This is a genomic window from Terribacillus sp. JSM ZJ617 (assembly GCF_044383785.1).
GTDB lineage: Bacteria > Bacillota > Bacilli > Bacillales > Amphibacillaceae > Terribacillus.
On the sequence record NZ_JBISEQ010000002.1, the window covers coordinates 579,434 to 597,246 of the forward strand.

The following is a 17,813-nucleotide window of genomic DNA, read 5'->3' on the forward strand; positions in this document are numbered from 1 at the left end:
CTTCTTATCTATTAGTATCAGCAAGCGCTGGAATACTCACTTCTTTTTCATCATCCCGCCTAGCTTCGGAATGGCAACTGACAGGATGAGCAATGCTCCTACAATGATCAAAAACATTTGACTTGGAAGATTGATAAGCCCAAGTCCATATTGTAAATAGCCGATGATGAAGACGGCTATGACGACACCGAGCACCCGCCCTTTGCCTCCTGCCGTACTTACACCGCCAAGCGCCGCCATTGCAATGATATCCAATTCATACATGGTAGCAATGTTCGGCCGCGTACTGCCCATCCTTGATGTAAGGAATATAGCCGTCACAGCAGCCAGCAAGCCTGCCAGCATAAAGACGATCACCTTGACCTTATCTACCTTGATACCAGAAAAACGGCTGGCGGTCGGATTGTTTCCGATAGCAAAAACCTTTCTTCCAAAAGTCGTCTTGTGCAGTACGATACCAAAAAGTAGAGCCAACGCTGCGAATACAATCAGCAGAAACGGTATTCCGAAAACATAACCCCACCCAAAAAATCCGAACCATTCAGGAAAACCTCCTGCTGCTTGGTCTTCCAAAATGATGTAAGCAATTCCCCGGTAAAGGATCATGGTACCGAGTGTAACGATAACTGCCGAAAGCTCTTTGAATTTCACGATCAAAAGTCCATTGACCAGGCCGCATATAGCTCCCGTTGCCAGACAGGCAATGATGGCAACTTCCATCGGAAGACCTGCACTTGTGTAAAGCGTGGCCATGACGACTGATGATAAAGCAACAGTTGAACCTACAGAAATATCGATATCCCGCATGATCATAATCATCGCCATCGGAAAGACGATTAATGCCTTATCGAGGAAAACCATCGTCCCATCCCGCAGACTCGGATAATTCAGGAAGTAAGGTGACAGATTGCTTCCAAGCAGGAGCACTGCAACCAAAATGACTAAAAGCATCCACTCCCATTGGAAGAAAAGGCGTTTCCAGGAGAACGGCAGATTCGTTTCCAGAGTACGAGGTTGATATGATTGTTTCTTTTGTTCCATCAGCCAGCCCTCCTAAGCAGATGAGTTCGTTCGACACGGCGTTTCACGATGGCATTTACGATAACCGCTAGCAGGATGATAAAGCCTTGGATGCCGTTCTGCCAAAACGGTGACACATTCAATAGCGGCAGCGCATTGTTCAAAATACCTAATAATATTGCTCCGAGCAGGACACCAGCGAGCTTACCAGAGCCGCCAGCAATGCTGACCCCACCCAGAATACATGCAGCAATGACTGTTAGCTCATAACCCGAGGCTGTATCTCCTTGGGCCGAGGCAAACTTGGATACCCACAACACACCACAGAGTCCGGATAATCCTCCCGTGATGGTATAAACCAGGAATAAGATACGTCCTTGTTTAATACCGCTCACAGCAGCAGACTGCGGATTACTGCCGACCGCATAGATCTGGCGACCAGTACGTGTGTAATTGAGAAAATAAAAGAATACGAGGCAGAAGATCGCCGCAATCCAGATCAAATGATTCAGTCCAAGGAAAGTTCCAGTTGCAATTTCCACAAAGCCTTCCGACATTTGATAAGAGCTAACCCACTCCCCATCACTCACCAAGAACGTAAGACCCCGGAAGATGTTCATCAATGCTAGTGTTGCTATGATAGGCAGCAATCCGACTTTTGCAATCAGCACTCCAATGATCATTCCGCAGAAAGCACCAATTACAGTGCCTATAAGTAGGCAAAGGAACGGGTTTACAGAAGGATTAGCTGCCACAAGCTGCGCAGTCAGCATACCGGAAAGCGCAATAACAGCTCCTATCGACAAATCAATTCCCCTTGTGATCAGAACAATCATCATCCCAAGCGCGAGGATGACAAGGATTGACGTATTGGTCGCCATGTCAAGGATGTTTTCTCCCGTCAAAAAAGAAGGATTGCGTAACTGTACTCCGATACATAAAATAACGATGAAGAATAACAGTCCGAGCTCCCGGAATTGATAAAACAGTGCCAGCGGATTTTTCTTCTCCAATTCTAGATTCTCTGTTTTGATTTCCATTGTGACCCCTCCTTCTTTAACCGCTTTTCTCCTGTACTTGCTCTTCGCCCATTGCTGCTTCCAAAATCATCTCCTGCGTAATTCCCCTGTTAACGAAGTCGACTGCAATCCTGCCTTCTTTCATTACTATGATCCGATCGCTCATACCGAGGATCTCAGGCATTTCAGAAGAAACGAATAGAACCGCATACCCGGCTTCGGCCAGCTGTTGGACGATTTCATAGATGGCTGCCTTTGCTCCGATGTCGACACCTTTCGTCGGTTCATCCAGCAAGATCACTTTCAAGTCCTTTGTCAGCAGTTTCGCTACAGCTACCTTCTGCTGATTGCCTCCCGAAAGGGAACTAACCAAGTCAAAGATACTCGTGGCCTTGATATGCACTTTTTCACCGAATTCTTTGGCCTGCTGTTTCTCCTTATCACTGTGGATCCACGTAAAGGTCGATAAATCAGTTAAATTGGCTAGTGTTATATTCTTTTCAATACTCCAATCCACAAGGAGACCTTGATCCAATCGATCTTCTGCCAAGTAGCCGATACCATTTTTCATAGCTTCCTGGGGATTTTTATTGCGTATCGGACTGCCGCTTAGCAGAATTTCTCCTTTATCAAAGGCTGTTATGCCGAATATAGCCTGGCATACTTCTGTTCTTCCAGCCCCAACCAGACCAGTCATACCAAGTATCTCGCCGCTTCTGATAGAGAAGCTGATATCATCGAATTCACCTAGCTTAGACAAGTTCTTCACTTCCAAAACTGTCTCTCCTGCACTGGTCTTCTTATCAGGGAAAATCTGATTGATTTCCCTGCCGACCATCGCGACAATCAATTTTTCATTCGAAATGTCTTCTACATCCCAAGTGCCGATATAATTGCTGTCGCGCAGCACTGTCACACGGCTGGCGAGTCGATACATATCCTCGAAACGGTGTGAAATGAAGATGACAGAAGTGCCTTCATCCCGCAGCTTTTCGGTAATACGATACAGCTCTTCACTTTCTCTAGCCGTCAGAGCTGCGGTTGGTTCATCCATGATGATTATTTTCGCCTTTGTACTTATCGCCTTAGCTATCTCGACAATTTGCTGCTGTGCCACGCTTAGCGTATTCATTTGAGCTTTAGGGTCCAAGCTGCTGCCCAACTCACGCAGCAGCTGCCGCGCTTGCTTATGCATCTCCCGCCAATTCAGCGTCTTCCATGCAGGGTGCCTGATTTCATGATTCATAAAGATATTTTCGGTTACAGACAAGTCAGGATAACTTGTCACATGCTGATAAATTGCCGCTATTCCTTGCTGTTGAGCTTGTTTAGGATTCTGGAAAGACACTTGCTCGCCCTCCAAAAGCATCTCGCCTTCCGTTGGTTGATGGACGCCAGTGATGATTTTGATGAAAGTGGATTTTCCCGCACCATTTTCGCCCATCAAGGCGTGGATTTCACCCCTCTTCAGCTGGAATTGCATATCGTTAAGAGCCTTCACACCAGGAAAGGCTTTTGATATCCCTTTCATTTCAAGTACATATTCACTTGTCATTTTTTGACCTCCTTTACTGATGAATGCGCTTACATAAAGAGTATGAAAAAAGTCCCGCTTCGAGAAGGGGACGTCTTTCGGAATAGGAGGTTATTCTTCTGTTATTGTCTTATCGACGCAAGCGTCGATATTCAGAAGGAGCGAATCCTGTATGTTTCTTAAACAGTTTGCTGAAATACTTGTGATCATGGTATCCGACAGAATCAGCAATTTTCGTCACTTTATCATCTGTATCCTCCAACCTGCGTTTGGCAAGCTCAAGCCGCTGTTTGGTGACATACTGCAATACAGTTTCTTTCGTGTGCTTTTTGAAATAAGCACAAAAGTAGGTTGGATTCATATAGACATGTGCCGCTACTTGTTCAATCGTTATTGCTTCTTGCACATGGTGATGGATGAACGCTTTCGCCTGTTCCACAGCAGCAAGATCTGAATGTTTATCCAATTTTGTACACATGCCTGCCAGATCTCTAGTCCAATTTTCAAATCCTTGAAGCACTTCCGGTGCTGATAAAGCTTGGTTCGTGTTCCTCCCTAATTTCTGCAGCATTCGGTTAACGTCATTGACTGGCAAGCGCTTGCTGACATCATGCAGCATCTCAATACCCGCTGATTGTAGGATTGCTATTGCCGACTCAAGCGACTCAGCTGCGGAGAGTCCTTCTTTTAACTGTTTTAAAGCAGTATCCAAATCATCGAATACAAACTGCTTAAAAGCAAAACGCAGTGTATGCAAGATATTCTGGATGTTCACATTAATGGTTTCTGTATATGGAACTTCTGCAGAAACAGGTTGGAGTTTTATCTCCATCTGTTCTGCTTCCATCGCCGCAGGAAGCAATTCCAATTCGTGCAGTATCTGTCCTGGTGAAGCTGTTACATTGAAAAAGGATCGATGAGACAAAGTCCGAACAAGATGATCGATAATTTTAGAAGTATTTCCCTCCGCTGTATGTACAAGTAAACCAAAGCTTTGTTCCTGATCCCACCACCACCAAAAGGAAGAAGCTGACCATTGTTTTGACAGCTCTGCATTCAATATCCGGACAACCGCACTAAGCTCCTGATGGAATCGAACAGGATCTCGTTTCACTTTTTGCTGATGGAAGTTTTGAAGCTGTAATCGGCACGTGTAATACGTTCCTGACGGGAATATCTCAGTCCACTGTGTGTCTGCCAAGCTGCTTTCGTCCGAAAGTGCTCGAAGCAGCTGAAGCTGCTCTTGTTTCTGACTTTCCCGTTCCAGCTCTTGTTCCATTTCTTGCTTTTTAACATATAGCAGCTGCAGCCGATCTTGCAGCTGCTTCCTATCGATTGGTTTCAAAAGATAATCGGCAACTTGATTCCGTAATGCTTGCTGCACATACTGAAAATCATCGAAACCGCTCAAAACAAGAAATTCTCCTGTGTAGCCCGCCTCTTTTAACTCTGTAATCAGCGTTAATCCATCCATGATCGGCATCTTGATATCTGTCAAAATGACTTCAGCTGCCTTCCCATGTTTCCAGCCATCCAACGCCTCTTGCCCATTGGCATATGTACCAATGATCGTGCATTGCGGCTGATCATTGATGAAACGCTCTAGCCCTACACGGATTCGATATTCATCTTCCACGATCATGATTTGCAAATTCTGCATCGAGACTTCCCCTTTCCGATACATGGCGAAATGGCAAGTAAAGCCTTACAGTTGCACCCTTTTGATTGTTCTCCAATGAGACACCGTAGTCGTTTCCATACAGCATCTTGATTCGATTGGCAACATTGCTTAACCCATAGTGCGCAGATTTTGACGTTATACCTGGTTCCAGACTAAGTTCTTCTTCGAGCTCTGCTTTGACTGCCGGATCGAAGCCTGGCCCATCATCTTTTATTGTCAAAATGAGCATATCAGGTGTTTGATTCATCTTGATATCAATATGAATAGCAGTCTTGGTTTCCAGGCCATATTTAATGCTGTTCTCTACAATCGGCTGAAGTATGAATTTTGGAACCTGCACAGAAGCTGAGATGTCAGGATAATCCGTCTTCCAAGTGAGCCTGTCATAAAAACGGAACTGCTGGATGGACAGGAAATCCTCGACATGCCCGATTTCATCCGCAAGTGATACAAATTTGACGCCATTATCCAAGGAATACCGCAGCATTCTGCCAAGCGTCGTTATAATATCGATGACCTCTTCCTGCTCTCCAGCTTCTACCGCGTAATTGATCGTTTCCAGTGTATTGAAAATAAAATGTGGATTTATCTGTGTTTGGAGCGCATACAATTCAGCTTCCTGCTGTTTAAGTTTGATCATATAATTCTTCTGGATCAAATCACGTATTTCCATAACCATATGGTTATAACTTTCTGTCAGCCTGCCAACCTCATCCTGCTTCGTAACCGGCAGCGTTTGCTGAAACTTTCCGCTTTGGACGCTGCGCATGTTATCCATCAGCCGCTTAATAGGCTGTGAGACATTATAGGCAACAAATGTATACAAACACACACTGAATAAAATGAATAGAAGAAAAAGTACAATCGAGATGGTGCGTGTTTGCTGCTGTTTGGCAAACAGCTTTTCTGTGGGTATTTCATAGATCAAAGCATAATCCTGCTGTATGGCTGGAGTGATGCCGATCAGTTTTCCATCCTGCAGAAAGCTTCCGTTATCTATCGGATAAAGATCCTTCGGAATAATTTGATCGCTTTTCTCCCTTTTCGAATCATAAGCTATTCTTCCGGATTCCTGTTCCAAAAGCATGATTCTGGCTGCGTTTTGTTCTTTAATCGTACCTGTGATGCGATCGACAAACGCTACATCCAACGCAAGAAACATCGTACCCAGATAAGCTTGGTTATCACGATCCTGCAGCGGCACACCAATTAACAGATAATCAGCATTATTCTCGAAGACAAGATTTGTATCCTGCGGAAGAAGAATCATACTTCCTTTTTCAAGCTCCAAGCTTTGACCATAAACAGCTGCTTCACTTTTAGAAAAACCGCTATAACTTTTGGCTGCGGCTGCGAAAACCCTGTTTTTAGAGAAGACGAAAACCCCGAGCAAATCAGAAGAACTGCTATGAAGGAAACTGCTGGATAAATAACGTTCCATCATGTATTGCTCCTGCATTGCTTCAGCATGGGACTGGAAACTATCCTCTCTCAATATTTCTATCATCTGCTGAGATTGATAAAGTCTTTCGGGCATATTCGCAACATCCTGTACATTACGGTCAATCTGCTGACTTGCCTGCTCAAGCATTTGCGGTACGAGCGCCCCGATTTGTTCTTCTGCTGCTTGCGTATATGCTGTGTAGATAAAAAAACCGAGCAGTGCGACTGGTATGATGGTAAGCAATGTATAAGAAAGCAACAGTTTATGCATTAATGACAGATTACGGATTTTCTCTTTAAAAATCATATTGATCCACATTCTCCGCCGTAAAGTCTATCGGTTCCCCCATAATGATCTGCTCTCCCTTTACTTGAATCCTGCCTACACCGTCAATGAGCATGCCGTCTTCAATTACCGCATCCTCTTGCATCAGCTTCGAAATCATGACAGTCAAGTAACCGAGTTTCTTCGGACTCCACAAGGTGATACCTTGGACATTGCCTTCTTTCAAGTGTTCATTCATGTCACGCGGGGATGCCAAACCGACGATAGCGATATCATTTGATAAATTTTCTTCCTTCAAAACGGCCGCTGCTGCCGGGGGGCCTAGAGAAGCGATCCCAATTATGCCCTTCAAATCTGGATAGGCTTTCACCACTCGTTTAGATTCCTGGTATGCTGTGACAGGACTATCATTCGTATACGCTACTTCTCGAAGAATCAGATTCGGATAATAGGCTCGATTATGCTGCTTGATCCAATGCAGCCATTCTTCTTGATTGAGCGAAGACTGTGAACCAGAAAGAACGATATACTCGCCTTCCTCCCCGATTTGAGCAGCTAGGCTGTCCAGCAAATGCTCACCTAGCATTTCTGCATCTACCATGTTGATAAAATAGTCCCTGGCTTCGGGATGAGCATCCGCATCCCAAGTCAGAACCGTTATACCTTGCCGTCTGGCTTCTGCCAATACAGGTGTCAATCTATCTGGATCTATGACACTTACTGCCAAAACGTCAACATCTTGTTTTATGAATGTACGGATGATTTCTTCTTGCTGAGCAGGATCAGCTGTTGCCGGTCCTTTAAAATGAACAGTAGCGCCAGAGGACTTCGCCGCTTCCTCCACTCCCTGTTGTACAGCCTGGAAATAAGGAATTTCCATCACTTTCGGCACAATGGCAATATCGATTTGTTCCGTTAGCTCCGGATGCGGCTCTGACGGCGTTTCCTGCACATAGAGTATTTCCTTTTTATTGCAAGCGCTTACAAAAATCAACAGAATAAGCAGGACGAGCGATCTTTTTTGCATAATACCATCCTTAGCAACCCCGCAAAGCTTACCTTGCGGGGTCAGTTGATTAGTTCACAGCCTGGAACTCCATGTTCTGTTTTTCAAAATAGCTTTTAGTTGCAGAATCGATTCCTGCATCCGTGTAGACTTTTGAAATCCGCCCAAGTTCGGTAATAGTCGCAAAAGCCCTCTTCCCGAATTTACTTGAATCAGCTAACAAAATTGTTTTGCCTGCAATCTCGATCATCTTTTTCTTTACGATAGCCTGCTGTTCATTCGAGTCACTCAGACCATGTTCGAGATGCACGCTTTTACAGGAAAGAAAAGTTTTATCCACATAATAAGTTGTCAATGACCTTTCTGTCAGCGGCCCTACGAAGGATAAAGATTTCGATAGCAGCTGTCCGCCGAGCGAAATGACTCGTATTTGGTCCTTTAAACTGCAAGCAAGCGCCACCTTGATACTATTGGTTATGATCGTCAGCGGCATATTTGGCAATTCCTTTGCCATATACCATGCTGTTGTACTGGCATCCAGTATGATCCGCTCTCCAGCCTGGATTTCCGAAACTGCTGCTTTGGCAATCGCCTGCTTTTCCTGCATTCGCATCACTTCACGCGCTTCATGGGCAATCTCGGTTGCACCTTCTTCTATGCGGACTGCCCCGCCATGACTGCGATGCAATAGCTGTTCCTTTTCAAGCTTCTCAAGGTCACGCCGTATCGTCTCCTCGGTTACATGAAAGAGAGAACTGAGTTCGGTAACTCTAACACTGGCCCGCTCGTTGACCAGTTCTACGATCTTCCTTTGTCTTTCTGCAACTAACATCCCTTTTCCTGCCTTTATCACGTTTTGATTATAGTGTAGCATAATCTAACGTGTTACCGTTGAGCCATTTCGTTTCTTTCGTACTCCTGGACATGCTGCAGCCACGCCGTCCCGCGCGGTACTTGCATTTCCTGGCAGAAATAATCCCATACTGCGCCAAATGGATAACTTTTCAGCTCTTCCATCAGCATAAGTCTTTCTGTGAATTGTCCCCTCTCTTGATATTCTTTCAGCTCTGCATGCGGTGTCAGCAATGCATAAAGAAGAGCCTTCTGCATATTGCGGGTACCAATTACCCAAGCAGCGACACGATTGATACTGGCGTCAAAGAAATCAAGCCCGATCCGTATCGTATCTAGCGTGTTATTACGGACCAGCTCATGGGCAATCTCCTTCAGCTCGTCATCAAACGTCACTACATGGTCGCTGTCCCAGCGTACCGGACGTGATACATGCAAAGCGATTTTATCTGTAAATGGAAGCGTACCGCTGAGCTTGTTCGAAACCATTTCCGTCGGATGATAATGCCCAGTATCCATCAGCAAATGCTTGCCGCGAGTCAAAGCGTAACCCATGTAAAATTCATGAGAGCCGACAACATAGGACTCCGAGCCGATGCCGAACAGCTTGCTTTCTACAGCATCGATATTGTATTTTTCATCAATTTCGACAGCAAAAATCTGATCGAGTGAGCGCTTCAGGCGTTCTCTTGGCGTTAGCCGATCACTTGGTACGTCCTTATAGCCATCTGGGATCCAGATATTCGTAAGGCTGGCTGAACCAAGCTCTTTTCCGAAATACTCCCCGATTCGGCGTGATGCGATGCAGTGCTCTATCCAAAATTGGCGGATTTCTTCATCCGGATGGGCCAGGGTTAGACCATCGGCTGCTTTTTCATGGGAAAAGATCGTCGGATTGAAATCCAGTCCTAGATCATGCTGCTTTGCCCACTCTACCCAGTTCCGGAAATGTTCCGGCTTAATTTCATTACGCTCCACGTGCTGACCGTTTGTTTCTGCGTAAATTGCGTGCAAATTGATACGATGCTTGCCTGGAATGAGACGTAATGCCATTTCAAGGTCTGCGCGCAGTTCTTCCGGCGTTGTAGCCTTTCCAGGATAATTACCTGTCACATCGATTCCGCCTGACAGCTCATTCTGCTGCACTTCGAACCCGCCGATATCATCTCCCTGCCAGCAATGGATACTGATTGGTACCGTTTTCAATTTGTTCAATGCAGCTTCTACGTCGACTCCTAATGCCTCATACATCGATTTTGCCAGTTCATACGCTTTAATTACTGTCATATGTTTTCCTCCTCAATCTAAATGAAATACCTCGTTCACCGTTTCACTGACTGGACTATTATCAGGGTTCGTCTCCATGATATCCCGCATATATGTCCACCATCGCTGACACACTTCTGTTTGGGCTATGCTAGCATGCTTTTCTTCTGATTCTGCTTCCAAATAGGCGAATAACATAGCAGTTGGTTCATGCAGGAAGATACTGTAGTTGCTGACACCATGCTCCTTCAAAACCTGCTCCATTTCTGGCCATAGCTTATCATGGCGTTCTTTGTATTCATCGAATTTATCCCGGTAAACGTACATCACACTAGCTTTTCGAATCATGGATTGTCCTCCTGTTTTCTCCGGTTACATCACGACCGGCTGGCAAGAACGTCTCGACTGGAAAGGATTCACGGATAAGCTGTCGGCCAGCATCCAACGAATCCAGCTCACCTGCGGCTATCATCTGTACAATCAAATTTCCAAGAGCTGTCGCTTCTGTAGGACCAGCAACTACTTGTAATCCGCTATAATCTGCTGTCAGCTGATTCAGCACATTATTCTGTGACCCGCCGCCGACTATGTGCAGCGTTTGAATGCTTTCTCCTGTCAGAGCTTCCAACTCCTTCAAAGCTTCGCTGTAAGCAATAGCCAGATTATGGAACACTGTCAGGCTGAGCTCTCCGATACTTACAGGTACAAATTGATCCGTTTCTCGGCAATAGTCCTGGATTTCCTCAATCATGTTGTCTGGCTTTAGAAATCTTGCATCATTCAAGTTGACTGAAGCTATCTGTTTCAGGTTAGTCTGCTTTGCTTCCTCAACCATCTCGCCAAAATTATAATCAACCGGATATACTCTTCTGATTTCCTGTATCACCCACATGCCGATGATATTTTTCAAGAACCGATACGTATTGTTAATGCCCCATTCATTCGTAAAATTCTTCTCTAAACTTCTGTCCTCCAGGATCGGCTGTTTTCGCTCAGTCCCAATCAGTGACCAGGTGCCGCTGCTAAGATATGCCCATCGTTCCCCATTAGCAGGCACCCCGGCAATTGCAGAAGCTGTATCATGCGACCCTACAGCAATAAGAGTACAAACAGGAAGGTCATATTGTTCTTTTAGAGTGGCGCTGAGATCACCGATAATTGTGCCGGCTTCAATGAGAGGAGCAAACTGTTCAGATTGGAAACCTGTTAAAGCAAGCAAATCTGTATTGTAACCCTTCGTAAGCGGCTGTAACAGCTGCATTGTAGAAGCATTGGTCGCTTCCATCACTTTTTTCCCGGTAAGTCTGTAGTTCAGATAATCTGGAACAAGCAAAATCGTTTCAGTCTCTTGAATCAGCTCCTCGCTTTCTGTGAAGAGCTGATATATTGTGTTGAAGGGCTGAAACTGGATGCCTGTTCTTCGGTAAATCTCATTTTTTGATACCTCTTCCCACACCTGTTCCATCACACCGTCTGTCCGGGAATCCCGGTAAGCGATCACATCGCGCAATCGCTCACCATTTTCCCCTAACAACACGTAGTCCACTGCCCATGTATCAATTCCGAGCGTACATGAAGCGATACCTTGCTGCTTGGCAATTTCCAACCCTCTTAAAATCTGTTCTTCCAGATGATCAATATCCCAGCAGAGGTGGTCTCCTTGTTTCTGGTAGCCATTCGCAAAACGGTGGATCTCCTGGATGACGAGCTTTCCGTCTTTTAGTTCAGCAGAGACCAGCCGCCCGCTTGACGCACCGATATCAACCGCAATATGCATGCGATATCCCCCTATCTAGTGAAGGCAGCCGGTACGCCGCCGTCCACTGTTATCATGCAGCCAGTTGTTTTTTGCGCTGCATCTGAGGCGAAGAAAGCAATGGATTCCGCAATATCACTTGGATAAATATTCACACCAAGTGTCGTCCGTTTACGATAATGCTCTTCCAATTCATCTGGTGAAATATTATAAGCAGCTGCCCGTTCCTCACGCCATTTAGACCCCCAGATCGCAGACCCTTGCAGCACAGCATCAGGAAGGACACCGTTTACCCGAATCCCATAGCTGCCGCCTTCTGCAGCAATACATCTAGCCAAATGCATTTCCATTGCTTTCACTGCACTGTAAGCCGCTGCATTCTTGCCGGCATAAACAGAGTTTTTCGATCCGACAAATACCATACTCCCGCCAATACCTTGCTGTTTCATCAATCGGAAGGCTTCACGGGCAACGAGGAAATATCCTGTACCCAATACATCCATATTAAGCTGCCATTCTTTTAATGTCGTTTCATCGAATGGGCTGCTTGTAGCAAGACCTGCATTATTGACGATGTGATCTACTCCGCCAAATTGTCGAACCGCTTTCTCGAACGCTTCAGTGATAGCAGTTTCATCGGTTACATCCATTTTGACCGCTATCGCACGTCCCGCTCCATATGTTTCATTTAGCTCTTGAGCGACCTTTTCTGCACCTTCAAGATTGATATCGGTCACAACCGCATGAGCACCACCCTCCAGGAAGACACGCAATGTTGCACTGCCGATACCGCCGGCACCGCCTGTGACGAGAACGACTGAGCGGCTGAACCTTGCTTCAGGTGGTGCCAAGGACAGCTTATACAGCTCCAATGGCCAGTACTCCACAGCAAAGGATTCTGCTTCAGACAAGGAAACAAAGTCACCGAGTGCTGTTGCTCCTTTCATCACTGCAATTGCGCGATGATACAAAGCAGCACTGATATCCGCAGCTTTCTTGTCCTTGCCTGTCGTCACCATCCCTACACCCGGAATGAGCACGACTCTAGGTACAGCTTCGAACATCACATCTCCCTCTGAAGCGAGGCGATTGAAATAATCCTCGTATTCTTTCGCGAAGTTTTGGATGCCTTCTTCTACTTTTCGATTCAATGTCTCAGCATCCTCAGCAGATGGATCGTATGCAATGTACAAAGGCGTTCGCTTTGTATGTACAAGATGATCCGGACACGCCGCTCCTATCTGACTCAACTGCTGTACTTGTTCGCTGTTCACGAATTCGAGCACATCTTCGCTATCGTCGAAGCTTAGAATCATTTTCTTTTCTCCGCTCACTGCACCTCTGATGATTGGCATCACTTTCGTAATAAGCTGTTGTCGTTTTTGTTTATCCAAAGCGGCAACCTTCTCTCCGCCAAAAGCTTTTGTTTCCGATTGCTTTTGTCGAATATAGCTTTCTGCTTCATTGATGACAGCAATCGTCCGATCATAACTCTCTTTCGCTGTCTCTCCCCAAACGACCAAGCCATGCTTTTCCATCAGAACTAGTTCTGCCTGCGGGTTTGCTGCAACTGCTTCTGCGATCATTTTAGACAAAGTGAATCCAGGACGGATATAAGGAACCCAGACGAATCGCTCACCGAATATTTCTTTCGCGATTTCCTGACCATTATCTGCACAGCATAGACTGATGATGCTGTCAGGATGTGTATGGTCGACATGCTTGAATGGCAGGAACGCATGCAGCAGTGTTTCAATGGAAGCACGCGGATGACTAGCATCAATCATGCATTGACTTAAATAAGCAACCATTTCTTCATCAGACATCGAATCCCTTTCAAACAATGGGCGAATATCCTCCATCCGTAATCCGGTGAAATTATGCGCGCCCATGGATGCTAAATCAGAACCGCTTCCTTTCACATACATAACTTCTACCGGACGTCCGCGGAAGTCCTCGATCGTAGTTTTCATGGATGTATTTCCGCCACCCCAGTTACAGACAGTACGATCACTACCAATTAAATTCGATCTATATACGAGTTCATCGAGCCCTTCGACCTGATTTGCATTAGATTCATTCCATTTATTCTGTACCAATTTTACCACTCCTTCTACAGTTGATGAAGCGCTTTCAAATTATGAATTCATTATATAACAGATTTACTTTCTTGTGTGTATTTATCTTTATTTTTATTTGTTTATTTTTGTTTTGTTAATTTCTCGCATGACGCCGTCTCTCTTCTACACTTCCATACCGCTCTTCCTGAATTTCCTCCAATGATTTCCCTCTTGTTTCTGGTGCCATGATTAAACCAACGACGGCTGCGATAACGAGGAATCCAATCATAATCAAACCAGCTGCCTGGAATCCAAGAGAACTAATCATTAAAGGAACAACAAGGGAAATCAATCCAACTGCTATCCGTGCCAGTGCAAAGATGAAACCTTGTGCCTTTGCCCGGTAACGTGTATGGAACAGTTCTCCAGCCCAAAGGCCATAAAATGCCTGTGCCCCGAATCCAGCTGCAATCCCCCAAAGTACAACAAATGTGAACAGCTCGAACATGCCCATACCGCCAAACGTAAGAACCAGCCAAGCAGAGATGCCCATACCCGCTCCGATTCCATAAAGAAGCTTACGATTTACCCGGTCACCGAGCTTGATGAAGACGAAATAAGTTGCTGCCACAGTTAACGTCCAAAGGAAGCCTTGCAATAAGTTGGCCTGTGATGCAGATAAGCCGCCGACTGTTTCGTAAATATACGGCATGAAATAACCCATGACCCCCGCAACAAGATTCCAGAAAACATAAATGCCAACAAGCAGTACAATCGCTTTTAGATTTGCTTGAACGGTAAACAATTGCTTCCACGAAACATCCTGCTTACCTGTTTCTTTGCGGCTCTTTTCTTTTTCCTCCGTCCAGATTGTCGACTCATTGATCTGCTGCTGCATGATCCATGTTATGAGAGCCACGACAAAGAGCTGTGCAAAGATGATTCTGCTGCCAAGCAAACCTAAAGGCGCCAGCAAAACTGACAGAAACAGCGTTATCGCAGGACCAATTGACCAAGCAAATTGTCCCCAGCCGACACGAGCCGCCCTCTCACCCTTGGGAGCTTCTTCCGCTATGTATGTCCAAGCAGCTGGAATTGCCGCTCCGACAGCGATTCCTGTCACAACATAACCTACAAGGAGCATCGGGAAATTAAATGAAAAAGTAATCAGCAAAATCCCCAGCATGTACACAAGCAAATCATACTTATAAATAAACTTCCTGCCGAACTTGTCCACCAAGATACCGCCAAGAAAAGCCCCAATCGCCGATCCAAAGCCATTGGCACTCAATGCACCTAGCAGACCCAGCTTTGCATCATTCAAATTCAGGTACTCCATCCATAATGTCAAACCACCAGCTCCGGCAACAATTGAACCAGCCTCCAAATAATTGGACATCGCAACTGTAATTGTAGCCTTTAAACTTCCTTGTTTTGCTGCCATTGTTCATTCCCTCCTATACATTGCGGCAGTATTTAAAACCACCCTTTTTATAAAGCGCTTACATTTTGCCTTACGACAGGATTATACACTAAATTCTTTTGTTTGTCTTTATTTACCTGTATTTATTTTGTTTTTTTGCAAAAATCCATCTAAATACAGAAAATGATATAATAAGTTTACATAATTATATTATGATTAACTAATAACATAAAAAAACTTGCATTATCAATAACATGATAATGCAAGCTTTTTCTTCTCCAAATACGAACGAGATTACTTTTGTGGTTAGAACATCCTTACGAATATTACTCCAGCCAAGATCATAAGAAGACCAACTATCTGTATGAAATCAATCTGAGCTTTATAAGAGCCCATCAATCCCAATCGCTGAATCAGCAAACTTCCAGCAATTTGTCCAAAGAGAACTAAAACAACAGTCTGCCCTGTCCCCACTTGACCTACTAAGTAAATGTTAATTAATACATATGCTGCTCCTAAAAATCCACCTAGCCAGACCCACCACGAGGCTTTTTGCTTTATTGGATTTTTTATCCCTGCAAAAGTGCGTTCTTTCAAGGCGACTACAATAATCAAAGTAAGTGCACCAATGAAAAAGGAGACAAAAGCCGCTTGTATGGAAGAATGCAGAACTATGCCAAGCTGCCCATTTATCGCTACCTGAGTTGACATCAGCATTCCTGATGCTATTCCGACTAGACGCCAGATCCACAGATTCAGATTTTTTTCTTTCTTCTTTTCCCCTCTTGATCTTAACTCCTGGATGGCAATAGCTAAAAACACACCAATTATGACTAAAACTATACCTATTATCCGATACATATCAAATGGTTCCTCCATAGAATGGAACCATCCAAAATTATCAATCAGCATCCCCATAATAATTTGTCCTAAGATAGGCATGATTGCTGTTTGTACACTGCCCAATTTAGGGAAAAGCAAAATGTTGACTGTAAGAAAAATTACTCCTAGGACACCGCCGAGCCAAATCCAAACCGGCTGCTGGGAAATGAATCCCCATGATATTCCTAGCGGTGAACCTGTTATCAAAGTTATAACGGCCAAAGATAGAGCCCCAATCACGAATGAGATCATGGAAGCCAAATACGGAGAAATAACAAACTTCCTCAATTGCGAATTCACAGCTGTTTGAAATGACAATCCTGTACCAATTAAAATCCCTATTAATGCAGTAATCATAGAATAAAACTCCTCGAACACTTTTTCTGACAAAATAAGGAGGAGGTAATGAATTATAATACTTGTTGTTCTTCGTATGTATCTTCCTCTCCTTGATGATAGTCCTATTGTATACCCTTGGAATGGCTGTTAGTCAACTATTCCAAAAGGAATAACCAAAATAAAAACGCCTCCCTTTATCGGCGATCGATAAACAGAAGCGTTAACACTTTAAAATATAGTATTTATAGCTAAAGCAAAGCCGTTTTCGGTCTTTTTGGATTACGATCGATCTATTTCAGCTTCAACTGGCACGGTGCTCAAGCCGCAGACGATCTGCTACCATTGCAATGAATTCAGAATTCGTCGGCTTCGCTTTTGAGATGCTGACAGTGTATCCGAACAGGGAGGAGATGGAATCCATGTTTCCGCGGTTCCAGGCTACTTCGATAGCATGGCGGATTGCTCTTTCCACTCGGGAAGCTGTTGTATTATATGTTTTGGCAATGTCCGGATAAAGAACCTTCGTAATCGAACCGAGCAAATCAATATCATTATAGACCATTGTGATTGCTTCACGCAGGTACATATAACCCTTGATGTGTGCCGGCACACCGATTTCATGGATGATATTGGTGATGCTTGCTTCCAAATTCGGTTTTTTATCACGTTTTTTCTCTTTTGTGACACGAATCGGACTTGAATCATAACTTCCGCCATTTCCGCTTACCTGACGGATCTGTGCTGCCAGGTTCTCAAGATCGAAGGGCTTAAGGATGAAATAAGCAGCACCGAGATCCACTGCCTTCTTTGTCACTTCTTCTTGACCGAAAGCCGTTAGCATGATCACATGCGGCATCGGTGCGGATGTTCTTTCCCTCAATGTACGAAGAACAGCCAGTCCATCGACATGCGGCATGATGATGTCGAGTACGATGACATCAGGCTGGATATCTTCCAGCATATCTAAACAATCTTTTCCATTATAAGCTGTTCCAATTACCTCTATATCGGATTGGTCTTCAAAGTATTCCTCCATAAGCTGCACAAGCTCTCGATTGTCATCGACCAAAACTGCTTTTATCTTATCCATTCCCAGCTTCCTCCCTTAATATCCCTTATGATTCCACGTTATAGTTTCGACACATCAAGGTCAATTCCTGCCAAATTGAAAAAAACCTCACTTTTATTTCCAAAGTATGAAATACCGTCCATCATTCGACAGCATACGACGCAGAGTGTTCCGAAC

General features: G+C 44.7%; 14 protein-coding genes. All 14 read right to left on the minus strand.

What is annotated here, in order from left to right:
• Positions 1–36: 36 nt before the first annotated feature.
• On the minus strand, positions 37–1,041 hold the full coding sequence (locus ACH6C1_RS09155; RefSeq protein WP_374076501.1) for an ABC transporter permease: 1,005 nt from the start codon (positions 1,039–1,041) through the stop codon (positions 37–39).
• Positions 1,041–2,060, minus strand: coding sequence for an ABC transporter permease (locus ACH6C1_RS09160; RefSeq protein ID WP_374076503.1), 1,020 nt, complete (start codon positions 2,058–2,060; stop codon positions 1,041–1,043). The genes ACH6C1_RS09155 and ACH6C1_RS09160 overlap by 1 nt, the downstream gene beginning before the upstream one ends.
• 16 nt (positions 2,061–2,076) lie before the next feature.
• On the minus strand, positions 2,077–3,594 hold the full coding sequence (locus ACH6C1_RS09165; protein ID WP_374076505.1) for a sugar ABC transporter ATP-binding protein: 1,518 nt from the start codon (positions 3,592–3,594) through the stop codon (positions 2,077–2,079).
• Between the two features lie 109 nt (positions 3,595–3,703).
• A complete protein-coding gene (locus tag ACH6C1_RS09170; RefSeq protein ID WP_374076507.1) occupies positions 3,704–5,233 on the minus strand; it encodes a response regulator transcription factor in 1,530 nt (509 codons plus the stop codon).
• Positions 5,199–7,004 carry a cache domain-containing sensor histidine kinase gene (locus ACH6C1_RS09175; RefSeq protein WP_374076509.1) on the minus strand — a complete coding sequence of 602 codons (1,806 nt, stop codon included), beginning with the start codon at positions 7,002–7,004 and terminating at the stop codon, positions 5,199–5,201. Before ACH6C1_RS09175 ends, ACH6C1_RS09170 begins: the two co-directional genes overlap by 35 nt.
• A complete protein-coding gene (locus ACH6C1_RS09180) occupies positions 6,994–8,010 on the minus strand; it encodes an autoinducer 2 ABC transporter substrate-binding protein (RefSeq protein WP_374076511.1) in 1,017 nt (338 codons plus the stop codon). Before ACH6C1_RS09180 ends, ACH6C1_RS09175 begins: the two co-directional genes overlap by 11 nt.
• A 49-nt stretch (positions 8,011–8,059) precedes the next feature.
• The gene (locus ACH6C1_RS09185; protein WP_095222575.1) at positions 8,060–8,821 is read right to left on the minus strand and encodes a DeoR/GlpR family DNA-binding transcription regulator; all 762 of its coding nucleotides are present in this window, start codon (positions 8,819–8,821) and stop codon (positions 8,060–8,062) included.
• 53 nt (positions 8,822–8,874) lie between these two features.
• Positions 8,875–10,128: an L-rhamnose isomerase gene (gene rhaA / locus ACH6C1_RS09190; protein ID WP_374076514.1), complete on the minus strand. Its 1,254-nt coding sequence runs from the start codon at positions 10,126–10,128 to the stop codon at positions 8,875–8,877.
• Between the two features lie 12 nt (positions 10,129–10,140).
• Positions 10,141–10,455, minus strand: a complete 315-nt coding sequence (rhaM, locus tag ACH6C1_RS09195) for an L-rhamnose mutarotase (RefSeq protein WP_374076516.1) — start codon at positions 10,453–10,455, stop codon at positions 10,141–10,143.
• Positions 10,439–11,884 (minus strand): rhamnulokinase, encoded by a 1,446-nt coding sequence (rhaB, locus tag ACH6C1_RS09200; RefSeq protein WP_374076518.1) that lies wholly within the window; start codon positions 11,882–11,884, stop codon positions 10,439–10,441. The genes rhaM and rhaB overlap by 17 nt, the downstream gene beginning before the upstream one ends.
• Positions 11,885–11,895: 11 nt before the next feature.
• Positions 11,896–13,962, minus strand: a complete 2,067-nt coding sequence (locus ACH6C1_RS09205; protein ID WP_374076520.1) for a bifunctional aldolase/short-chain dehydrogenase — start codon at positions 13,960–13,962, stop codon at positions 11,896–11,898.
• A gap of 115 nt (positions 13,963–14,077) precedes the next feature.
• Positions 14,078–15,367: an MFS transporter gene (locus ACH6C1_RS09210; protein WP_374076522.1), complete on the minus strand. Its 1,290-nt coding sequence runs from the start codon at positions 15,365–15,367 to the stop codon at positions 14,078–14,080.
• Between the two features lie 285 nt (positions 15,368–15,652).
• Positions 15,653–16,585: a DMT family transporter gene (locus ACH6C1_RS09215; RefSeq protein WP_374076524.1), complete on the minus strand. Its 933-nt coding sequence runs from the start codon at positions 16,583–16,585 to the stop codon at positions 15,653–15,655.
• A 283-nt stretch (positions 16,586–16,868) separates the two neighbouring features.
• Positions 16,869–17,657, minus strand: coding sequence for a sporulation transcription factor Spo0A (gene spo0A, locus ACH6C1_RS09220; protein WP_374076526.1), 789 nt, complete (start codon positions 17,655–17,657; stop codon positions 16,869–16,871).
• Positions 17,658–17,813 lie beyond the last annotated feature (156 nt).